Here is a 20311-nt window from a genome sequence, read left to right as displayed (position 1 = left end):
GGGGTTCGCCGCGCCGGGTGACCCGTGATCTAGAATCGCCGGATGATCTTTATCGTCGTCAAGTTTCCCGTAAAGCCCGAACACGCCGAGGAGTGGCCTCGGCAGGTGGCGTCCTTCACCGAAGCCACCCGCGCCGAGCCCGGCAACCTGTGGTTCGAATGGTCCCGCAGTATCGAGGACCCGAACACCTTTGTCCTGGTCGAGGCATTCAAGGACGACGCCGCCGAAGCGCATGTCAATTCCGACCACTTCCGCGCCGGGATCGAGCGGATGCGCCCGCTGCTGCGCCGCACCCCCGACATCGTGAGCACCACCATCGAGGGTGCGGACGGCTGGAGCAAGATGGGCGAGATCACCATCGACTGACCGGGTCGCCTTCGAAGGAAAGGGCATTGACGGCCAGCGGCCAAGGGCCCCTCGGCGGCAGCCGCAGCGTGCGCGCGGGGCCCGCTACGCCTCCTTCAGCAAATGGCCGGCGAACCAGTCCCGGGCGAGGTCGGCGACCTGCTGGAGTGCGCCGTGCTCCTCGAAGAGATGGGTGGCCCCGGGAACGACGTCGAGGCGGGTCTCGCAGCGCATCGCCGCCTCGGCCTGCTGGTTGAGGTCGAGGACCAGGGTGTCGTTGCCGCCCACGATGAGCAGCGTCGGCGCCCGCACCGCGTGCAGCAGCGGTTCGGCCAGGTCGGGGCGGCCGCCGCGGGAGACGACGGCACCGACGTCCGCGCCGGGTGCCGCGGCGGCCCGCAGCGCCGCCGCGGCACCGGTGCTCGCGCCGAAGTAGCCGATCGGTACGGGGGTGCGGCCGCGCAGCCAGCCGGTGGCGTCCGTCAGCCGCTCGGCGAGGGTGGCGATGTCGAAGACGTTCGACCGGTGGGCCTCCTCGGCCGGGGTGAGCAGGTCGAAGAGCAGGGTGCCCAGGCCCGCCTTGTTGAGCGCCGTGGCGACCAGCCGGTTGCGGGGGCTGTGGCGGCTGCTGCCCGAGCCGTGCGCGAACATCACCACCGCCCCGGCGCCCGCCGGCAGCAGGAGGTCCCCGGTCAGCCGCACCCCGGCGGCGTCGATCGCCACCGCCTCCTCGACGTCCCGGTCCGCCGCGGCCCCCGGGCCCGGCGCGTCCGGCGCCGGCTCCTCCGGGCCGGGGCCCGCCGCGGCCTGCGTCAGCAGCGAGACCACCTCGTCGTCGGGGGTCTGGGAGAAGTCCTGGTACCACTCGCCGACGGCCGAGAAGGCGAACGGGGTGGAGAGACAGACGAATTCATCGGTCGTGGTGCGCAGCCGCTCGGCCGCGTCCGGGGGCGCCACGGGGACGGCGAGCACCACCCGGGCCGCGCCCTGTGCCCGTACGACCTGGCATGCGGCCGCCGCGGTGGCGCCGGTGGCGATCCCGTCGTCCACCACGATCGCCGTGCGGCCCTCCAGGGAGAGCCGCGGCCGCCCGGCACGGAAGCGCTCGGCCTGACGGGAGAGTTCCGCCGCCTCGGCATGCTCCACAGAGGCCAGATCCTCCTGTGCGAGCCGGCCCCGGCGGACGATGTCGTCGCTGATCACCCGCACGCCGCCCTCGCCGATGGCGCCGAACCCCAGCTCGCGCTGGTAGGGGACGCCGAGCTTGCGGACCACGATCACATCGAGCGGCGCCCTGAGCGCCCGCGCCACCTGGAAAGCGACCGGTACCCCGCCACGGGGCAGGCCCAGCACGACGGGGTCCTCCCCCGCCAGGTGCCGTAGCGACTCGGCGAGGCGGTGCCCCGCGTCCGCGCGGTCAGCGAACACCACAGTGTGCACCCCCTAGCCAGGGGAGACGGAAGCTGCGTTCACACCTCCCTTCCGAAGTAACCCCATCCCCGGTGACTGCGCAAGTCGGACCGCGGGCAGGGCCCGGCCCTCCGCCCGGCCAGGGCGGCCGTGGTTACCGTCGGCGTATGAAAGGAATCGGAGCGGTTCTGATCGATATCGACGGGGTGCTCACCGTGTCCTGGAAGGCGCTGCCCGGCACGGTCGCCGCCATGGAGCGGCTGCGCGCGGCCGGCGTCCCGCTGCTGCTGGTCACCAACACCACCTCGCGGACCCGCGAGGCGGTCGCCGGGCGGCTGGCCGGTGAGGGGTTCCCCGTCGGCGTCGAGGACATCCTGACCGCGCCCGCCGCCACCGCCGCCTACCTGCGCGCACACCATCCGGACGCGCGCTGTCTGCTGATCAACAGCGGCGAGGTCCGGCCGGACCTGGCGGGCGTGCGGCTCGTCGGGGAGGAGGCGGCCGCGGCGGGCCGGGAGGCGCCGGACGTGGTGGTCTTCGGCGGTGCGGGCGAGGAGTTCGGCTACCGGGCCCTGAACACCGCCTTCCGCCATCTCCAGCGCGGTGCCCGGCTGGTCGCCATGCACCGCAATCTGTACTGGCGCACGGCGGACGGGCTCGACCTCGACACCGGGGCCTTCCTGCCGGGCCTGGAGCGCGCCGCCGGGGTCGAGGCGGTGGTCACCGGCAAACCGGCCGGGGCGTTCTTCGCCACCGCCCTGGCGCACCTGGGCGCCGCCGCGGCGGACACGCTGATGGTGGGCGACGACATCGAGTCGGATGTGCTGGCGGCCCAGCGCCACGGGCTGACCGGCGTGCTCGTCAGGACCGGCAAGTATCTGCCGGAGACCCATCGCGCGGCCACCGGCACCCCGGACCACGTCCTCGATTCCTTCGCCGGTCTGCCCGCCCTGCTCGGTCTGCCCGGCGCGCCGGAGCCGCCCGCCCCGTGAGCCGGGGAGCGGCGCCCCGGGCCCTCACCCCGCGGTGGCGGCCCCGGGGCGCCGGTAGTGGAGCAGGACGACGCCGTTGCCGAAGGTCCGGGTCCCGGCGAGTTCCAGGGCGGTCCTGGTGTCCGCCGTCCGGAACAGGGGCCTGCCCCGCCCGATGAGGACCGGATGGACGAAGAGGCGGTACTCGTCGATCAGATCGTGCCGCCGGAAGGTCTCGGCGAGGTCGGGGCCGCCGAGCACCAGATCGCCGCCCGGCTGCGCCTTGAGCGCCATGATCTCCTCGGGGACGACCTCCCGCACGAGGGTGGAGTGGTAGCCGCCGGCGTCCTCCAGGGTCCGGGAGAACACGTACTTGGGCATGTCCCGCCAGATCCCGGCGAACTCGGCCATCGTCCGGTTGCACGCGGGGTCGGCGTCGGCGGTGGGCCAGAATCCGGCCATCAGCTCATGGCTGACCCGTCCGGTCAGGAAGGCGCCCGCCGTCCGGAGCCAGTCGTTGAAGTACTGGTGCAGCTCGTCGTCGACCAGATGCCAGTCGATCTCGCGGTCCGGGCCCTCGAAGAAGCCGTCGACGGACAGCGACAACGACAGAACGATCTTTCTCATCGCGGACCTCACCGAAGTCATCGGGCCGGCCGGCACCGGCCGGAGGGCCCCAGTGTGCCTGGCGGTCACGGCGGCCGCCGGTACGCGCCCGTACGGCGCGCCGGGCGCTCGCCGGCACCTCAGGACGGGCCGGTGAGCAGCGCCGCGATCTCCGCCGCCGTCCAGTGGCCGTCGGCCCCCGGACAGCCGGCGAGATAGACGGCGGCCTGACGGGCGCTCCACCCGTGGCAGGCAACGATGCCGGCCCCGATATGCCGCAGATAGGCCGCGGACGGCGGGTTCCCGGGGACGTCCGCGCTGCTCCACGGGGCGGTGAAGGTCAGTACCGGGTGGCCGTCGAGCAGTCCGGCGCACACCAGCGTCTCGTACCGCCCGGGCCCCAGCCGGGACCGGCCGCGGGTGAGGGCCTCCGTCAGATCGAGGTCCTCGCCGGGCTCCCGGTGCATCTCCTGAGCGGCGATGTCAGAGAACTGAGAGAGCGTCAGAAGGTAGGCACAGGACGGCAGTTCACCGCTCCCCGAGCGGGCGTCGGGTGCCGCGTCGGGGTCGTAGAAGGCCCGGCCGCCGGTCCACACCTCCGACTCGGTCGCGAAGTAGAGCCGGCCCGGCAGCATGACCGGGACCGTACGCGCCGGGGCACGGGCATCCCGGCAGCCCGGGTGGTCGCGCAGCCCTCCGGGCGGCCGGCCGCCCTCCAGGTAGGCGGTCAGCCGGTCGAGATGCATGTTGGAGCCGTAGGCGGCGTACCACAGCCGGCGGCCGGGGGTGCGGCGCCGGACGGCGTCCGGGGAGCTGTCCAGGGCTTCGGGGCGTCGGAGCCTGCTCACCCCTTCACGCTACGCGGACCGGCCCGCGGCCGCGTACGTCCGGCAGGGCCGCTGCCCGGTCCGGGCGACAGGACGGGGAGCGGACGCCCCAAACCCCCTGGACCAACCTGGCTTGATCGTGACCACCGCGGGTTTTGCCGCGGAGGGGCTGGAGATGCGCACTGCACGGACCGGAGCGGACCGGTCCGCTCAACAACCGGTGCCCGGCCGACGGCCGGCCGCCGGGGGACGGAGGCAGTGTGGCGGACCAGGTGGCAGCACGTACCGACGCGGAGATATCCGGGGCCGGGGCGGCGGGCAGCCGCCCCGTGCGGCCCGCACCCCGGGCGCAGGCGAGCCGGCGTCAGCTGCTCGCGGCCACGACGGCGGCCGGACTGGGGCTGCTCACGGCCTGCGGGGGCACGTCCTCGGGGGCCGGTTCCGCGTCCCGGGCCTCCCCGCCCGGCAAGCCGGGGGACTCCGCTTCGGCCGGGACCGGCGCTCCGGACCCGTCCGGCTCCGCATCCTCCGGCCGCCCGAAGAAGCGGCGCCGTCCCGAACTCCCGCGGGGCGGACGGGAGCTGTTCCCGCACTACCGGCTGGTCGGGTTCTGCGGTCTGCCCGGCGCCGCGGCGCTCGGCCGGCTCGGGACCGGCGACCCCGTGAAACGGGCCGCCGAAGCGGAGAAGGTGGCCCACTCCTACGCCGCGGGGCGGGAGCCGCTGCCGGTGCTCGAACTCCTGGCGACGGTCGCCAACTCCTCGGCGGGTGCGGACGGCACCTACCGCTCACGGACGCCTGCCGCCACCATCCGCCGCTTCCACCGGGTGGCGCGCGAGCGCCGCGGGCTGCTGCTGCTGAACATCCAGCCGGGCCGGGCCCCGGTGCTCGACGAGGTCAAGGCGCTGCGCGACTGGCTCGTGCACCCGGACGTGGGCATCGCCCTCGACCCGGAGTGGGAGATGGGCCCCGACGAGGTGCCGGGCGACACCTACGGGCACACCGACGGCCATGAACTGACGAAGGTCGCCCGCTATCTGTCCGGGCTGGTCGAGAAGCACGACCTGCCCGAGAAGCCGCTGGTCTTCCACCAGGTCGCCACGTCCGTCGTGGGCAAGCAGTCGGCGCTCCGCCCGCAGCCCGGGGTCGCGCTGATCAAGAGCGCCGACGGCATCGGCTCGCCCGGCCTCAAGCGCGGCACCTGGCACGAGCTGGTCGACGACCTGCCCGACGGCCTGCACACCGGTTTCAAGCTCTTCTACGAGGAGGACGCCGAGGGCAGCCGCCTCATGACGCCGAAGGAGGTGCTGGCCCTCCGTCCGCAGCCGGAGTACGTGATGTACGAGTGAGCCGCCCGGAGCGCTTCGGGTCCGGACGGCTCGGGCGCCGGGCGGGGCGGCGGCCCGCCGCACGACGGTCACCGGTCCGCCCGCGGTGCGCGCGGCGGCCGGTGATGCTCCGTCAGTACGGGTGCTTGTCGGGCCGGTTGGTCCATGCCGCGTAGGCGGTGGCGCCCAGCTCGGGGTAGATCTGTGCGATCTTGATCCGCCGCTCGTCGAGGGGCCGCTGGAAGTCCTCGTACTGGAACGTGTCGTCGAAGCCGATCCGCGCGGTGTCCGCCAGGTCGCAGCTGTAGTACACCGCGTCGATCCGCGACCAGTAGATGGCGCTCATGCACATCGGGCAGGGCGCGCCGCTGATGTAGATCGAGCATCCCTGGAGCATCCGGGCGCGCTCCGCCACCGGGTCCGGTGACCCCTCGGGCCGGGGGACGTATTCGAGCGTGCTCTCGTTCTGGTGCTCCACGGCGATGGACGGCGCCTCGGGGTTGAGGACCTGGATGGCTTTCCGGATCGTCTCCACCTCGGCGTGCGCGGTGGGGTCGCCGGTCAGCAGCACGCGGTTCTGTCCACGGGCGACGATGTCCCCGTTGCGCGTGAGCACCGCGCCGAACGGGCCGCCCCAGCCGTTCTCCACGGATTCCGTGGCCAGCCGTACGGCCTCTGCGAGGAGTTCTTTGTCTTCCATCACGGACTCTCCGATCGGCATGGATTCCTCTGCGGAACGGATGGATAAAGATGCCCAATTTGCCCCGTAATTCCCTTATGTACTAGGCTACTCGATGTGAGTGCCCGTGCAAGCCGTGGCTCCACGGCCGTCAACGCCACCGTCGTGACCTCGCAGAAGGTGCACGAGGGCCGGGCCGACGAGTACCAGCACTGGCAGGAAAGAACGAATCAGGCAGCCCGCGAATTCGAGGGTTTTGTGGGCGCCGAGGTATATCCGCCCGGCGCTGGTGAACCCAATGAATGGGTGACCGTATTCCGCTTTTCCGCCATGGATTACCTGACCGCCTGGCTGGATTCGGACGTACGCCACGCGTTGCTGGACGAAGCGCGCGGACTGTTCGAGGGGTCCCCCACGCAGGAGGTGCTCCAGGGCGGCAGCCCCGCCCGGCAACTGGCTCCCGAGGTGGTCACGGCCGTGATCTCCCACGAGGTCAAGCCGGGCTGTGAACAGGGATTCCTGAACTGGCAGGAGAAGACGCTCCGGGAGCAGGAGAAGGCACCCGGCTTCATGGGCTCCGAACTCTTCGAGCCGGTGGCGGGTGTGCAGAGCAACTGGGTCGTCGTCTTCCGGTTCGAGACGCGGGCGTACCTCGACGACTGGCTCGCCTCCGACGTCCGCACCACGCTGTTGGAGGAGGGGAGCAAGTACTTCACCTCCTACGACGTGCGCAAGGTCGGCTCCTCGTTCAGCGGCTGGTTCCGGTTCGACCACGGCGAGGACCGGAGCGCCCCGCCCAACTGGAAACAGGCGATGGCCGTTCTGCTGGCGCTCTATCCGACGGTGATGGTGCTCAACCTCACCGTCGGATACGGCCTGGAGAAGCTCGACATCCGCGAGTACATCGGCCTGTTCCTCTCCAACGTGCTCAGCGTCAGCGCGCTGACCTGGCTGCTGATGCCCACGGTGAACCGGCTGCTCGCCTTCTGGCTGGTGCCCGCCCGGGTCCGCACCCGCCGGACGCAGGTGCTGGGGACCGCCCTGGTGGTGTTCTGCTACGCGGTGTTCATCGGTGTCTTCGGCCTGATCACCGGTCAGATCTTCTGAGGAGGCCGTGATGCGCCCACGGGCACCGGGAGCGGCGGCGGACGCCGAGGGCACGCTGATCCGGCGGGACGACCCCGGCTACGAGGACACCCGGACCGGCGCGGTGTGGAACGAGGTCACGCCCCGGCGGTTCCCCGCGTTCCTGGCGCGGGCTGCCACGGAGGCGGACGTGGTGCACACCGTCACCTGGGCCCGTGCCCGGGGACTGCGGGTCGCGATCCGCTCCGGCGGGCACAACTGGTCCGGCTCCCCCCTCCGCGACGGGGGCCTGCTGCTCGACCTCGCCGGGCTCCGGCAGTGCGCCGTCACCCCCGCGCACGGCACCGAACCGGCGACCGCCACGGTGGGCCCCGCCGTCACCGGCCAAGACCTGGTCGCCGCCCTCACCCCGCACGACCTCGCCTTCCCCGTCGGCCACTGCCCCACGGTGGCGGTCGGCGGATTCCTGCTCAGCGGCGGCCTCGGCTGGAACTCCCGCGCCTGGGGCGCGTCCTGCGCCGACGTACGGGAGATCCGGGCCGTCACGGCCGACGGGCGGACGGTCACCTGCAGCGACACCGAGCACCCTGACCTCTTCTGGGCCGCCCGGGGCGCCGGACCGGGCTTCTGCGCCGCCGTCACCGGCTTCCGCCTCGCCCTGCACCCCCACCCCGCCTCGGTCATGACCACCTCCCTCACCTTCCCGTCGGCCGATGTGGCCCGGGTGACGGACTGGGCGGAGCCGCTCGCGCGCCGCCTCCCGCCGTACGTCGAGACGGCCTTCGTCCTCGCGGCCTCCGGTCCGCCGGCCGCCGGTGCCGGGCGCGGGCCCCGGATCACGGTCGGTGCCACCGCGTTCGCCGCGACGGAACGGGAGGCCCGCCGGGCGCTGGAGCCGTTCGCCGACTGCCCCTTCGGGGAGTGCGCCGTCAGCCGGCGGCTGCCCGCCCCGGTGTCGTTCGCCGGGCTGCACGAGGGCGCGGCAGCGATCTGGCCCCCCGCGCACCGGTACGCGGCGGACACCCTGTGGTCGCCGGAGAGCCACACCACCCAGCTGACCCGGATCGCCGACGCGGTCGCCCACGCCCCCTCCGGGAAGTCCCTGGTGCTCTCGCCCGTCCAGCCCGTCTCCCAGGAGCCCGCGCTGCTGCGGAACATGGCCTTCGCCCCGCTCGGCGCCTCCTACCTCGTGTGCTACGCCGTCTGGGACGACCCCGCCGACGACCGGGCCAACGCCCGCTGGCTGCGGGACGCCATGGCCGCGGCGGACCCGCGGGACGACGGCGGCCACTACATCGCCGAGACGGACCTGGAGGCCGGTGCCGCACGGGCCCGGCGCTCCTACACCCCCGCCACCTGGGACCGGCTGCAGGAGATCAAGGCCCAGTGGGACCCGGAAAACCTCTTCCACTCGTACCTCGCCCCGTGACGGGACGGGACGCGGCACGGTTCCCGCCCGCTCGGGGGAGCGGGAACCGTGCCACGGGGGCACCATGGCCCTATGCTGCTGGCGCAACTCGCACAGGTGTCGGGGGAGGTCGCCGCGACATCGGCGCGTTCGCGGAAGACTGCGCTGCTGGCCGGGCTGTTCCGGGCCGCGGCGCCGGAGGACGTCCCGGTGGTCATCCCCTACCTCGCCGGGCGGCTGCCCCAGGGGCGGATCGGGGTCGGCTGGAGCGTGCTGCGCGAGCCGGTGCCGCCCGCCGGCGCCGCCACGCTGACCGTCCGTGACGTCGACGCCGCGCTGACCGCCTTGGCACGCGTCTCCGGAGCCGGGGCGCAGGGGGAGCGGCGCCGCCGCGTCCGGGAGCTGCTGGCCGCGGCGACGGCGGAGGAACAGCGGTTCCTGACCGGCCTGCTCACCGGCGAGGTACGGCAGGGCGCGCTGGACGCCCTCGCGGCCGAGGGGCTCGCCGCCGCGACCGGGGTGCCCCCGGCGGACGTACGGCGGGCCGTGATGCTGGCGGGATCGCTGCCGGACGTGGCGCGGGCCCTGCTCGCCGGGGGAGCGCCGGCGCTCGCGGAGTTCCGGCTCACCGTCGGCCGGCCCGTCGGGCCGATGCTCGCCCACAGCGCCGCGTCGGTCGCCGAGGCCGTCGACCGGCTCGGCGCCTGCGCCGTGGAGGAGAAGCTCGACGGCATCCGCGTCCAGGTGCACCGCGACGGACCGGACGTCCGCATCCACACCCGCACCCTGGACGAGGTCACCGACCGGCTGCCCGAGGTCACCGCGGTCGCCCGGGACCTGCCGGCCACCCGCTTCATCCTCGACGGCGAGGTCATCGCCCTGGACGGTAGGGGCCGGCCGGTGCCGTTCCAGCGGGTCGCGGGACGGTTCGGCTCGCGGGTGGACGTCTCCGCCGCGCGGGCCGCGCTGCCGCTGTCCCCGGTCTTCTTCGACCTGCTCGCGGTCGACGGCCGGGACCTGCTCGAACTCTCCGGCGAGCAGCGGCACGCGGAGCTGGCCCGGCTGGTTCCCGAACCGCTGCGGGTGCGCCGCCGGGTGGTCGCCGACCCGGCCGACCCGGCTGCCCGCGCCGCCGTGCAGGAGTTCTGGGCCGAGACGCTGCGCCGGGGCCACGAGGGCGTGGTGGTCAAGGCGCTGGACGCCCCCTACAGCGCGGGCCGCCGCGGCGCCGCCTGGCTGAAGGTCAAACCCGTGCACACCCTGGACCTGGTGGTGCTGGCCGCCGAGTGGGGACACGGCCGCCGCACCGGGAAGCTGTCCAACCTCCACCTCGGCGCGCGGGCGGCGGACGGCGGCTTCGTCATGCTGGGCAAGACCTTCAAGGGCCTCACCGACGCCACCCTCGGCTGGCAGACCGAGCGGCTCAGGGAACTCGCGGTGGCGGACGACGGCCATGTCGTGACGGTGCGTCCGGAACTCGTCGTCGAGATCGCCTACGACGGGCTGCAGACCTCCTCGCGCTACCCGGCGGGGGTGACCCTGCGCTTCGCACGGGTGGTGCGCTACCGGGAGGACAAGACGGCGGCCGAGGCGGACACCGTCGAGACGGTGCTCACCGCGCACGACGGCGGGGCGGCGTAGCCGCCGTGGCCGGGAAGCGCAGCGCCGGACTGCTGCTGTACCGGAGCACGCCGGCCGGAGTCGAGGTGCTGCTGGCACACATGGGCGGGCCGTTGTGGGAGCGGCGGGACGCGGCGGCGTGGTCGGTGCCCAAGGGCGAGTACGTACCGCCGGAGGAGGCATGGGACGCGGCCCGGCGGGAGTTCGAGGAGGAGCTGGGCCTGCTGCCGCCGGAGGGGTCGTGTCTCCCGCTGGGCGAGGCGCGGCAGGCGAGCGGCAAGGTGGTCACCGTCTGGGCCGTCGAGAGCGACCTCGACCCGGAGCGGGTGGTGCCCGGCACCTTCGAGATGGAGTGGCCGCGCGGGTCCGGGATGCGCGGCACCTTCCCGGAGATCGACCGGGTGGCCTGGTTCGCGCCGCACGAGGCACGGGAACGGCTGGTGGCGGGGCAGCGGGTGTTCCTGGAGCGGCTGGCGGAGCGGCTCGCCGCCGCGGACTGACCGCGGGCGCCGCGCGCTCCCCGGCTTCACCACCCGCGCAGGCGACGTGCCACCGGCCGCCCTGGACACCTCCGTTCCGCACCGGCAGTCTGGCGGCGGGGCCGTTCGACCCGGCCCCGAACGGGGGCCCTGGCGACAGGGTCATGAGCATGCCGCGGGGGCCGCATGTTACGTCTGCACTTCGAGGACCGGGATCTCGCACGGGTACAGATAGCCGCCGAACCCGATCCGCTCTGGGAGACGGTGCTCGCCCTGCACCACGTCGCGACCGCCGGGCGCGGAGTGCCGGTGTACGGCGCCTGGTGCGCCCGGGCCCGCAGCGAACTGGACGCCCGGGGGCTGACCCGCGCCGCCCGGCTGATCAGTGCGCTGGCCCCGGCCGACGCCCGCTACTTCCCGGACTTCCTCACCCCCGACGCGGCCCGCGACGGGCTGGCCGCCGGTCTCGCGGCGCTGCGGGACACCTCCCCGGTCCGGCTGACGGCGGAGTCCGCGCGGGCCGCGCTGCCGGACCGGCTCCCGCGCTGGACCGCCGCGCTGACCGCCGGGAGCCGGGAGCCGCTCGACGAACTGGCCCGCGCGTTCCGGGAGGTGCACCGCGCGGTGATCGCGCCCGACTGGACGGAGGCGGCCGCCACGGTCGACTCCGACCGCGGCACCCGTGCCCGCATCCTCTGCCGGAACGGGGTCGACGCCCTGCTCAACAGCCTCCGCCCCGCGCTCCGTTGGGAGCCTCCGGTGCTGCACGTCGACTATCCCCAGGACCGCGATCTGCGGCTGGGCGGCCGGGGACTGCGGCTGATCCCCTCGCACTTCTGCTGGGGCAGACCCATCGCCCTCGCCGACCCCGCACTGCCGCCGGTCCTGGTCTACCCCGTGGAACACTCCACCGCCTGGGCGCCGGCCGCCACCCGCAGCTGTCATCCGCAGGCGCTGTCCACCCTCCTGGGCCGCACCCGCGCCCGCATCCTCGCCGCGCTCGACGCGCCGACCACCACCGGCGAACTGGCCCGCCGCCTACGGGTCTCCGCCCCCTCCGCCAGCGAGCACGTGAGCGCCCTGCGCGAGGCCAACCTGGCCCGCAGCCGCCGCGACGGGGGCTCGGTCGTCCACGCCCTCACCCCGCTCGGCACGGCCCTGCTGCACGGCGAACTCGCCCCCGTCCGCCTGCCGCACTGAGAGGTCCCGGGGCGGCGGGGGACTCCGCTACTGGCGGGCCAGGGAGCGGGTGATGCCCGTCGCGATCGTCGTGGCCAGCGTCCAGCCCGTGACGACCAGCAGATACGAGAGCCACTGGTACCACCCCCGCGGCGCGAAGGCCCCCTCCTGCCCGAAACCGATGATCGGCATCAGCAGGTCGAGGGTGTAGAAGAACGGGTTGAAGTCGGGAGCCTCGTCGGTCTTCAGCGGGCGCGGCGGGTGCAGGGCGAAGGCGAGGGCACCGACGAGCAACAGGGCCAGCAGCCAGCCGGCGGCGCGCATCGGACGGAAGCCGTAGCCCACCGTGGCGTCCTGAAGGTGACCCCAGACCTTGGCGTACCAGGGCAGGGTGCGGCGGTGGCGGCGGAGCTTGGCCAACAGGACGGTGCGGGCGGCGGCTTCGTCCCCGGCCGTGCGGTAGGCGCCGGCGAGCTGCTCGTACGAGTACGACACATAGCCCGCGCGCTCGCGCTCCAGCACCGGCAGCCGTTCCTCGGCGGGGAGGTGCGGGAGCAGCGAGCCATAGGTGAGCCGGTCGAGCTTGACCTCGTCCGGCCAGACCTCCGGCGGGACGTACAGCACGTCGAACTGGGCGCGGCGCAGATTGACCGTGCCCACCACGGGCTGCGCCTCGCGCAGCCACATCTCGCCCGCGACACAGCTGCTGACGCGTAACGCGACCCCGCCCGGGTTGGCGAGGGCGGCGTAGGCGAAGTTGAGCTGGCCACCGATCCGGGCACCGCGCAGGTCGACCCGGCCGTGCGCCCGCAGCCGCATCGCGTGCACGTCGGTGCCGACGCCGAGCGTCTGGGCCTCCAGCGCGTGACCGCCGGGGGCGGTGAGCCGTGCGTCGTCGAGCGTGACCTGACCGCCGACGGTGGCGCCGTTCAGGCGGATCTCGCCGTGGGTGACCAGGCCGGGCGCCCAGAGGTCGGTGCCGATGCCGGCGTGGTTCAGCTGGAGAACGGGTTCCCCGGGCGGCTCCGCGCGGGCCGGATCACCGAAGTGGGCCCCGTTCGCGAAGACCGCACCGGAGATCTGCGCCCCGGCCAGCCGCACCGGCCCCTTGACACGGCAACAGGTCAGGCGCAGCACGCCGTCGACGTGGAGGTGTCCGGCCGTGAGCCCCGGCAGGACCGAGTCGTTCAGCGCCAGGATGCGCAGCTGCGCGCCGTACAGCTCCGGCGTCTCCTCGAAGTAGCAGGACCGCAGCCGCACCGGGTGCGCGACCTCGCCGTACTTGAGGTTCAGCTCCCCGGTGATACGGGCGCCCCACAGCTTCAGGCCCGCTATCTCGCCGTCCCGTGACGGCCCGTTGAGCAGCAGCACCCGGAGCACCGCGGCGCGCACGGTCCGCTCGGGGCCCCAGCCGGCGCCGTCGGCGGGGTCTTCGCCGGCGTCCGCCCGGAAGTCGACGCCCTCGCCGAGGGGGAAGGCCTGCCAGACGCGGTGTTCCGCCGGGGTCAGCTCGGTGATCTCCACCGGCCGGATGCTGTCGCGCGGGTGTATGTACTGTCAACCAAGAACCGGGAGGCCAGGGCTGCTTCGGGCTCCCGCGCCCCTCGCCGGAGCCGCGCGCCGGGGCGGTCCGCCGAGGACCGCCCCGGGCCGCGCTCATGGCCGTACGAGGATCTTCCGCCCCTCGCCGGCCCGGAAGCGGCCCAGTGCCTCCGCGTACCGGTCCAGCGGGAGCCGGTCGCTGATGAAGACCTCCGGGTCCAGGGCGCCCGCCGCGAAGAGTTCCGCGGCGCGTTCGTAGCTGTGCAGGACGGCCATCGAGCCGGTGATGGTGATCTCCTGGTTGTAGATGCGGTAGGGCTCGATGGTGGCGCGCGCCGCGTAGTCGGCGACGCCGAACTGGAGGAAGGTGCCGCCCCTGCCGACCCGTCCCAGGGCGTCCTGGATGGCGCGTTCGTTGCCGGTGGCGTCGATCACCACGTCCCAGCCGCGCGGGCGGTCCAGCTCGTCGGCGGAACCGGCCGCGTTGCTGCAGCCCAGGGTGCGGGCGGTAGCCAGCCGCTGCGGGTTGATGTCGACGACGTCGACCCCGGCCGCGCCGGTGCGCTTGGCGAGTTCGAGCATCATCAGGCCCATGGTGCCGGAGCCGTAGATGAGCACCCGGGTGCCCAGCTGCTGGGAGCGCAGGATGTCGTAGCCGCGTACGGCGCAGGAGAGCGGCTCGATCAGCGCCGCGTCCTCGGTGCGGATGTGATCGGGCAGCTTGACGCAGTTCCCGACGGGGGCCACGGCGAACTCGGCGGCGCCGCCCGCCGTGGTCACGCCGATGGCGGCCCAGCGCTCACAGAGGTTGTTGCGGCCGATGCGGCAGTAGTGGCACTCGAAGCAGTAGAGGGACGGGTCGACGGCCACCCGGTCGCCCTCGGTGAGTTCGGTGACGGCGCTGCCGGTCGCCACGACCGTACCGGCGAACTCGTGGCCCGGCACGACCGGCAGGGTGGGCGCGAACTCGCCCTGGAGGATGTGCAGATCGGTGCCGCACAGCCCGCAGGCGGCGACCGAGACCACGACCTCGCGGGGGCCGGGCGCCGGGTCGTCGACGGTGGTGACCTCGACCGTGCCGGGGGCGCTGATCACTGCGGCTTTCATTTCACGGCTCCAAGCGACAGGCCCTGGACGAGTTTGTCCTGGGCGGCGAACCCGGCGACGATCACCGGGAGGGAGATGACGGTGGCGGCGGCGCACACCTTGGCCAGGAACAGGCCCTGGCTGGTCACGAGTCCGGTCAGGAACACCGGCGAGGTACCGGCCACGATGCCGGTCAGGACCCGGGCGAACAGCAGCTCGTTCCAGCTGAAGATGAAGGAGATCAGGGCGGTGGCCGCGATGCCCGGCATGGCGACCGGCGCCACGATCCGGGTCAGCGTGGTCGTCAGCCCCGCCCCGTCGATCGAGGCGGCCTCCAGCATCTCCACCGGGACCTCGGCGAGGAACGAACGCATCATCCACACCGCGATCGGCAGGTTCATCGAGGTGTAGAGCAGCACCAGCAGCCAGATGCTGTCGAGCATCCCGGTGTTCTGCGCGACGAGGTAGACCGGCAGCAGCCCGGCCACCAGCGGCAGCATCTTGGTGGACAGGAAGAAGAAGAGGACATCGCTCCACTTGCGCACCGGCTTGATGGCGAGGGCGTAGGCGGCGGGCACCGCCAGCAGCAGCACCAGCAGGGTGGAGACGACGGACGCGGTCAGCGAGTTGACCAGCGGCGGCCAGGGGCTGACGCCGCTGCCCGCGCCGAAGAACTCGCGGTAGCCGTGCAGGCTCAGCCCGGCGCCGACGCTCGGCGGGTTGGTCGCCGCGTCCGTCTCGCTGTGGAAGGACGTCAGCACCATCCAGGCGACGGGCAGGAAGAAGCCGATCCCGCACAGCCAGGCCGTCAGGCCCAGCAGGGTGCCGGTGCGGCGCCGGCGCCGGGCGGCGGGGGAACCGGGGCGGCGCGGGGCCAGGGGAGCGCGGTTCATTTCGTGACCTCCTCGCGCAGCAGGGACGAGACGGTGCGCAGCGCGAAGGTCGCCACCAGCAGCGAGCACAGCACCACGACGACGCCCTGTGCGGACGCCCGTCCGTAGTCATGGGCCTGATAGAAGGTCTGGTAGATGGTGTACGGCAGGTTGGCCGTGCCCAGGCCGCCGGACGTGATGGTGAACACCGCGTCGAAGTTCTGCACCACGTACACCGTGCCCAGCAGCGCGGCCAGTTCGAGGTAGCGGCGCAGGTGCGGCAGGGTCAGATAGCGGAAGATGTCGAAGGCGGAGGCGCCGTCCATCCGGGCCGCCTCGATGGCGTCGGTGGCCCGGCTCTGGAGTCCGGCCAGCAGGATCAGCATCATGAACGGCGTCCACTGCCAGATCAGCGACACCTCCACCGCGGCCAGCGGGGAGTCGGTCATCCAGTCCGGCTGCGGCGGGTCGTCGCTGCCGAACAGCCGCCAGATCCAGGTCAGCGAGCCGTTGAGCAGCCCGTACGAGGCGTTGTACAGCGCGTGCTTCCACAACAGCGCGGAGGCGACGGGGACGACCAGGAACGGCGTGATGAGCAGCGTGCGGACGATGCCGCGGCCGCGGAAGCCCCGGTCGAGCAGCAGCGCCAGAACCAGCCCGAGCAGCAGGCTGACCAGCACCACGGTGACCGTCAGCAGCACCGTCGTGCCCACCGAGGCGCGCATCGCGGGATCGGTGAAGACGGCCCGGTAGTTGTCGAGGGCGGCGAAGCCGCGGTTCTCGGGGGCCAGGGCGTTCCAGCGGGTGAAGGAGATCACCACGGTCGCCACGAACGGGAGCTGGGTGACGATGATCAGGAAGACCAGTGCGGGAAGCAGCGGGGCGCGGCGGGCCCAGTTCCTCGCCCGTTCGGAGCGGCGGGCGCGGGCCGCGGGGCCGCCACCGCGGGGTGTGGCGGTCACCTCGGCCGCGGGGGCCGGCTCAGTGGTCGGTATAGGCATCGGACACCTCCTGCGCCGGTCGCCGGCTGTTCCTCAGGGCTTCGGACACGCTCTGCTTCCCGGCGATGGCCGAGCTGATCTCGTGGGAGACCTTGGTGCCCAGGTCGGCGAACTCGGGAATGCCGAGGAACTGGATGCCGGGGGCCGGGCGCCGCTGTACGCCGGGGTCGTCCGGCCGGGCCGAGCGGATGGCCCGCTCGGTCGGTCCGGCGAACGCCCCGGACGCCTTGACGTAGGCCGGGTCGCGGTAGAGGGAGGCCCGCTTCCCGCCGGGCACCCTCGACCAGCCCAGCTCGCGGCCCACCAGCCGCTCGTAGCCCTTGCCGGAGGCCCAGCGGATGAACTTCCAGGCCGCTTCCTGGTGCGTACTGGCCTTCTGCACGCCCCACGCCCAGGTGTAGAGCCAGCCCGCGTCCCGGGTCCGCTCCACCGGTGCCGGTGCGTAGCCGACCTTGCCCGCGACCTTGGAGTCGGCGCTCTCCAGCGAACCGGCGCCGGCCGTCGCGTCGTACCACATGGCGACCTTGCCCTGCTGCATGTCGTTGAGGCACTCGGTGTAGCCGGCCTGCGGGGCGCCCGCCTCCCCGTGCCTGCGGACCAGGTCCACGTAGAACCGGGTGGCCCGGGTGAACTCCGGGCTGTCGACCTGCTGTTTCCAGTCCTTGGTGAACCAGGTCCCCCCGAAGGTGTTCACCACGGTCGTCAGCGGGGCGCCCAGCTGCCCCCAGCCCGGCTGGCCGCGCAGACAGATCCCCTTCATGCCCTTCCGGAACCCGTCCAACTTCGCGGCCAGGGCGGCCACCTGGTGCCAGGTGGGCCGGGCGGGCATGGTCAGCCCGGCCTGCTGGAGCAGGTCCTTGCGGTACATCAGGAACGAGGACTCGCCGTAGAAGGGCTCCGCGTAGACCTTGCCGTCGGCGGCCGTGAGGGAGGAGCGGACCGGCGCGAGGATGTCGTCCTGGTCGAACTCGCGGTCCTCGGCGGCACGGGAGCCCAGCTCGGCCAGCCAGCCGTTGCGGGCGTAGATCGGCGTCTCGTAGTTGCTGACGCTCGCCACGTCGTACTGCCCGGCCTGGCTGGAGAAGTCCTGGCTCATCTTGTCGCGCAGGTCGTCCTCCGGCAGCACGGTGAAGTTGACCTTGATGCCGGTCTCCTTGGTGAAGTGCTCGGCGGTGAGCCGCTGCAGATCCACCATCTGCGGGTTGTTGACCATCAGGACATTGATGCTGTCGCGGCTCTCGTTGCCCGCGTCGCCGGCGCCGCGGTAACAGCCGGCGGTGGACAGCGCGAGGGCCACGGCGAGGGCGGTCAGCGCTGCGGAGCGGCCGCCGCGGCCTGGTCCGGGGGGTCGTGCTCTCACGGCTCGTACCTTTCTGGGGACAAGGGGGGCGTGCATGTCCGGCGAATGCCGCACAAGCGGCGGTTCCGGGGCGTACGGCGCCGTCTCGCGGGTACGCCGGGGAACCGTCCGACGGCCGGCGGTGCGGGCCCGGCCTTCGGCGGTCTGCTGTGGGGGATGTGGTGCCGCGGTGCGGGGCCGGTCGTCCGGCGGCCCCGGCCGCGGTCAGACCCGGAGCACCTGCGGCCCCAGGAGCGAGTAGCGATGCGCCTCCGGCGCGGACAGCCCCGCGTCGGTGACGATCGTGTCGAAATCACGTACCTCGGCGAAGCGGCAGAAGCTGCTGGCGCCGAACTTGCTGTGCACCCCGACCAGCACCCGCCGCCGCGAGGAGCGGACGGCCTGCTCCTTCACCTCCGCGACCGCCGGGTCCGGGGTGGTCAGGCCGTGCTCCCGGGAGACGCCGTTCGCCCCCAGGAAGGCCAGATCGATCACGAAGCGGGCGCACATGTCCCGGGCCCAGGAGCCCACCGTGGCCTGCGTCCCGGCGCGGACCCGGCCGCCGGCCAGCAGGACGGTGGTCGATTCGGACGCCGCGACCAGCGAGGCGGTCCGCAGCGAGGCGGTGAGCACGGTCAGCGGGCGGTCGGTGGGCAGCAGCGTGGCGACCAGCTCGGGGGTGTAGCCCTCGTCGACGAACACCGTCTCGGCCTCGCCGACCAGCGCCGCGGCCGCCGCCGCGATCCGGCGCTTCTCATCCACCTGCTGGGTCTCCCGCCGGGCCAGCGTGGTCTCGAAACCGGCGCTCTCGACCGGATACGCCGCGCCGTGCGTCCGCCGTACCAGGCCCCGGCGCTCCAGGTCGCTCAGATCGCGCCGGACGGTCTCCCGGGCGACCCCGAACTCCGCCGCGGCCCCGGCGACCTCGACCCGGCCGGACTGCCGGGCGAGCGCGAGGATGCGGTGCTGGCGTTCCTCGGCCCTCATGGCTCACTCCTGCCGCTTCCTGGTGGTTTCCGGTCTGCGTTCGGTCACGGAGCTGCCCGTTTCCGCCCGCATCAGGTTTATAGCAACCGGGGCGGCGCGCAATGCCGCCCGTCACAGCAGAAAACCTGACCGTTTCTGCCCGCTCCTGGGCGCTGTCAGCCTGGCTCTCTGCACGAACGGGTGCCCGTACGGGCGCTGCGGCGGGTCCGTTCGGGCACCGCGGGCCGGGGCTCCGTGCGGGGCGGTGTCCGGGCCGGCGGTCGTGCGCCGGCCGGCCACCGCGGTGGTGCAGCCGGCCGGGGCGCTTAGTCTGGACGGCATGAGCTCGGAGATGCGGTCGTTGGCGGTCACTGCGATCGTGCAGGCGGAGGAGTGCGCGGTGCTGCGCGTGAGCGGAGAACTGGACCTCCGCACCGAGCAGGCGTTCCTCGCCGAGGCACGGGAGGTGGTCTCGGCCGGGCACCGCTTTCTGGTGCTCGACCTGACCGCGCTGCGCTTCTGCGACTCGCGGGGACTGAGCTGCCTGCTCGCCCTGGAATGGCTCTGCCGGCGCCTGGAGGGCAGGCTCCTGCTGGCCTCGCTCGGCGTACGGATGCTGCGGCTGCTGGTCGGCACCCAGTCGCTCAACGTCTTCTCCTGCTACCCCACCGTCGGCCATGCGCTGACCGCGGTCCCCGACGCCAGCCGCCCGGCCTGGCCGCCCGCCGTGGACGAGCCGCCCGCCGACCCCACCGACCTCTGAGGACGGCGGGCACCGGGCGGTCCACAGGACCCCGCGGGCGCGCGAGGGGTGACTACTCGGCCCGGCCGAGGTCCTGGACGAGCGTGGGGGAGGGGCGCGGGATCTCGCCGAAGTCCTCGTCGTCGCCGTCCACGACGAGACGGTTGATCACATGCTCCAGCGCGGACGGCAGGGTCGGGGCGAGCCCGCTGTGCCACTGGACCAGGAGGTTGTGCCGGGCCGCGTCCGGCAGCAGCTGCTTCTCGTCGAACGCGGCCACCGAGCGGCGCTCCTCGTCCGGCGCGTGGGCGGCCTGCTCCCGCCAGTAGGCGGCGTCGCGGTACTCCCCGTTGCGGCGGTGCGAGAGGTACAGGCAGTAGGCGGCCGTCCGGCTGCCGGCGCCGGCCCCGAAGTGCCACCAGAAGTGCGCCGCGTCGGTACGCCCGGTGATGTGCAGCAGACAGGCGAAGACCAGCGCGCCCTCGGGGTCGATGTGATGGTCGTCGACCAGCCGCTCCAGGCTCGCCGCTGCCGCCGCGGCGTTCACCACCAGCGCACAGGCCAGCTGCAGCTCCTGGGTGGCCTCGTCCCGGGCGCTGGGATACGGGCTGGGCGCGCCGCGGCCGTCCCGGACCGGCCGCACCGCCGTCCGCGGGCCGTCCGCCGCCGTCCCCGCGCACAGGGACGCGCCGAGGCCGCCGAGCGCGCCCGCGTCGTCGAGGTCGCGGAACCCGGCCAGATCGTCGATGCCGGACACCGCGGCGGCCGCGCTGAGCAGCGTCTCCACGGTCTCCCGGCGGTCGGTGGGACGGGTGTGCCACATGG

At 73.4% G+C, this 20311-nt stretch carries 20 protein-coding genes; 9 read left to right on the top strand and 11 right to left on the bottom strand.

Going from position 1 to position 20311, the window contains the following annotated elements; translation table 11 throughout:
* The first annotated feature begins 42 nt into the window (after positions 1 to 42).
* On the top strand, positions 43 to 366 hold the full coding sequence (locus ACGFN2_RS25095) for a putative quinol monooxygenase (RefSeq protein ID WP_362603506.1): 324 nt from the start codon (positions 43 to 45) through the stop codon (positions 364 to 366).
* Between the two features lie 84 nt (positions 367 to 450).
* Here the strand turns inward: ACGFN2_RS25095 and ACGFN2_RS25090 are convergent, their stop codons facing one another.
* Positions 451 to 1776 (bottom strand): phosphoribosyltransferase family protein, encoded by a 1326-nt coding sequence (locus tag ACGFN2_RS25090; protein ID WP_393364087.1) that lies wholly within the window; start codon positions 1774 to 1776, stop codon positions 451 to 453.
* A 146-nt stretch (positions 1777 to 1922) separates the two neighbouring features.
* Here ACGFN2_RS25090 and ACGFN2_RS25085 point away from each other — a divergent pair, with 146 nt between their 5' ends.
* Positions 1923 to 2747 carry an HAD-IIA family hydrolase gene (locus tag ACGFN2_RS25085; protein WP_393364084.1) on the top strand — a complete coding sequence of 275 codons (825 nt, stop codon included), beginning with the start codon at positions 1923 to 1925 and terminating at the stop codon, positions 2745 to 2747.
* A 24-nt stretch (positions 2748 to 2771) separates the two neighbouring features.
* Here the strand turns inward: ACGFN2_RS25085 and ACGFN2_RS25080 are convergent, their stop codons facing one another.
* Positions 2772 to 3353 carry a dihydrofolate reductase family protein gene (locus tag ACGFN2_RS25080; RefSeq protein WP_393364081.1) on the bottom strand — a complete coding sequence of 194 codons (582 nt, stop codon included), beginning with the start codon at positions 3351 to 3353 and terminating at the stop codon, positions 2772 to 2774.
* Between the two features lie 119 nt (positions 3354 to 3472).
* A complete protein-coding gene (locus ACGFN2_RS25075; RefSeq protein WP_393364078.1) occupies positions 3473 to 4180 on the bottom strand; it encodes a histone deacetylase in 708 nt (235 codons plus the stop codon).
* Between the two features lie 251 nt (positions 4181 to 4431).
* Here ACGFN2_RS25075 and ACGFN2_RS25070 point away from each other — a divergent pair, with 251 nt between their 5' ends.
* A complete protein-coding gene (locus ACGFN2_RS25070; protein WP_393364076.1) occupies positions 4432 to 5508 on the top strand; it encodes a hypothetical protein in 1077 nt (358 codons plus the stop codon).
* Between the two features lie 112 nt (positions 5509 to 5620).
* On the opposite strand, the gene ACGFN2_RS25065 is transcribed toward ACGFN2_RS25070, so the two are convergent.
* Positions 5621 to 6208, bottom strand: a complete 588-nt coding sequence (locus ACGFN2_RS25065) for a nucleoside deaminase (protein ID WP_393364073.1) — start codon at positions 6206 to 6208, stop codon at positions 5621 to 5623.
* 75 nt (positions 6209 to 6283) lie between these two features.
* Between ACGFN2_RS25065 and ACGFN2_RS25060 the strand changes: the two genes are divergently transcribed.
* The 5 genes from ACGFN2_RS25060 (at position 6284) to ACGFN2_RS25040 (ending at position 11959) form a co-directional block, all read left to right on the top strand.
* Positions 6284 to 7273, top strand: coding sequence for an antibiotic biosynthesis monooxygenase (locus ACGFN2_RS25060; RefSeq protein ID WP_393364071.1), 990 nt, complete (start codon positions 6284 to 6286; stop codon positions 7271 to 7273).
* 10 nt (positions 7274 to 7283) lie between these two features.
* Positions 7284 to 8681 carry an FAD-binding oxidoreductase gene (locus ACGFN2_RS25055; RefSeq protein ID WP_393364068.1) on the top strand — a complete coding sequence of 466 codons (1398 nt, stop codon included), beginning with the start codon at positions 7284 to 7286 and terminating at the stop codon, positions 8679 to 8681.
* 72 nt (positions 8682 to 8753) lie between these two features.
* Positions 8754 to 10301, top strand: a complete 1548-nt coding sequence (locus tag ACGFN2_RS25050; RefSeq protein WP_393364065.1) for an ATP-dependent DNA ligase — start codon at positions 8754 to 8756, stop codon at positions 10299 to 10301.
* Between the two features lie 5 nt (positions 10302 to 10306).
* On the top strand, positions 10307 to 10780 hold the full coding sequence (locus ACGFN2_RS25045) for an NUDIX domain-containing protein (RefSeq protein WP_393364062.1): 474 nt from the start codon (positions 10307 to 10309) through the stop codon (positions 10778 to 10780).
* A 165-nt stretch (positions 10781 to 10945) separates the two neighbouring features.
* Entirely contained in the window at positions 10946 to 11959 is a 1014-nt protein-coding gene (locus ACGFN2_RS25040; RefSeq protein WP_362603486.1) for a winged helix-turn-helix domain-containing protein, read from the top strand.
* Positions 11960 to 11986: 27 nt separating this feature from the next.
* Here ACGFN2_RS25040 and ACGFN2_RS25035 read toward each other — a convergent pair whose 3' ends face one another.
* The 6 genes from ACGFN2_RS25035 to ACGFN2_RS25010 all read right to left on the bottom strand — a co-directional run bounded on the left by ACGFN2_RS25035 (position 11987) and on the right by ACGFN2_RS25010 (position 18765).
* On the bottom strand, positions 11987 to 13462 hold the full coding sequence (locus ACGFN2_RS25035) for a membrane-associated oxidoreductase (RefSeq protein ID WP_393364058.1): 1476 nt from the start codon (positions 13460 to 13462) through the stop codon (positions 11987 to 11989).
* A gap of 132 nt (positions 13463 to 13594) precedes the next feature.
* Complete coding sequence (locus tag ACGFN2_RS25030) at positions 13595 to 14587, bottom strand: zinc-dependent alcohol dehydrogenase family protein (RefSeq protein WP_393364055.1); 993 nt, start codon at positions 14585 to 14587, stop codon at positions 13595 to 13597.
* Positions 14584 to 15459 (bottom strand): carbohydrate ABC transporter permease, encoded by an 876-nt coding sequence (locus tag ACGFN2_RS25025; RefSeq protein ID WP_393364052.1) that lies wholly within the window; start codon positions 15457 to 15459, stop codon positions 14584 to 14586. The genes ACGFN2_RS25030 and ACGFN2_RS25025 overlap by 4 nt, the downstream gene beginning before the upstream one ends.
* Positions 15456 to 16439 (bottom strand): carbohydrate ABC transporter permease, encoded by a 984-nt coding sequence (locus ACGFN2_RS25020; RefSeq protein WP_393364049.1) that lies wholly within the window; start codon positions 16437 to 16439, stop codon positions 15456 to 15458. Before ACGFN2_RS25020 ends, ACGFN2_RS25025 begins: the two co-directional genes overlap by 4 nt.
* On the bottom strand, positions 16420 to 17835 hold the full coding sequence (locus ACGFN2_RS25015; RefSeq protein WP_393364046.1) for an ABC transporter substrate-binding protein: 1416 nt from the start codon (positions 17833 to 17835) through the stop codon (positions 16420 to 16422). The genes ACGFN2_RS25020 and ACGFN2_RS25015 overlap by 20 nt, the downstream gene beginning before the upstream one ends.
* A gap of 168 nt (positions 17836 to 18003) precedes the next feature.
* Entirely contained in the window at positions 18004 to 18765 is a 762-nt protein-coding gene (locus ACGFN2_RS25010; RefSeq protein WP_362603475.1) for a DeoR/GlpR family DNA-binding transcription regulator, read from the bottom strand.
* A 319-nt stretch (positions 18766 to 19084) separates the two neighbouring features.
* Between ACGFN2_RS25010 and ACGFN2_RS25005 the strand changes: the two genes are divergently transcribed.
* Positions 19085 to 19507, top strand: coding sequence for an STAS domain-containing protein (locus tag ACGFN2_RS25005; RefSeq protein ID WP_362603474.1), 423 nt, complete (start codon positions 19085 to 19087; stop codon positions 19505 to 19507).
* 52 nt (positions 19508 to 19559) lie between these two features.
* Here the strand turns inward: ACGFN2_RS25005 and ACGFN2_RS25000 are convergent, their stop codons facing one another.
* Complete coding sequence (locus ACGFN2_RS25000) at positions 19560 to 20309, bottom strand: hypothetical protein (protein WP_362603472.1); 750 nt, start codon at positions 20307 to 20309, stop codon at positions 19560 to 19562.
* Positions 20310 to 20311: the final 2 nt, after the last annotated feature.

The sequence above is a fragment of the Streptomyces sp. NPDC048612 genome (assembly GCF_043199295.1).
Taxonomy (GTDB): Bacteria; Actinomycetota; Actinomycetes; order Streptomycetales; family Streptomycetaceae; genus Streptomyces.
This window is presented reverse-complemented; position numbering and strand designations above follow the sequence as displayed.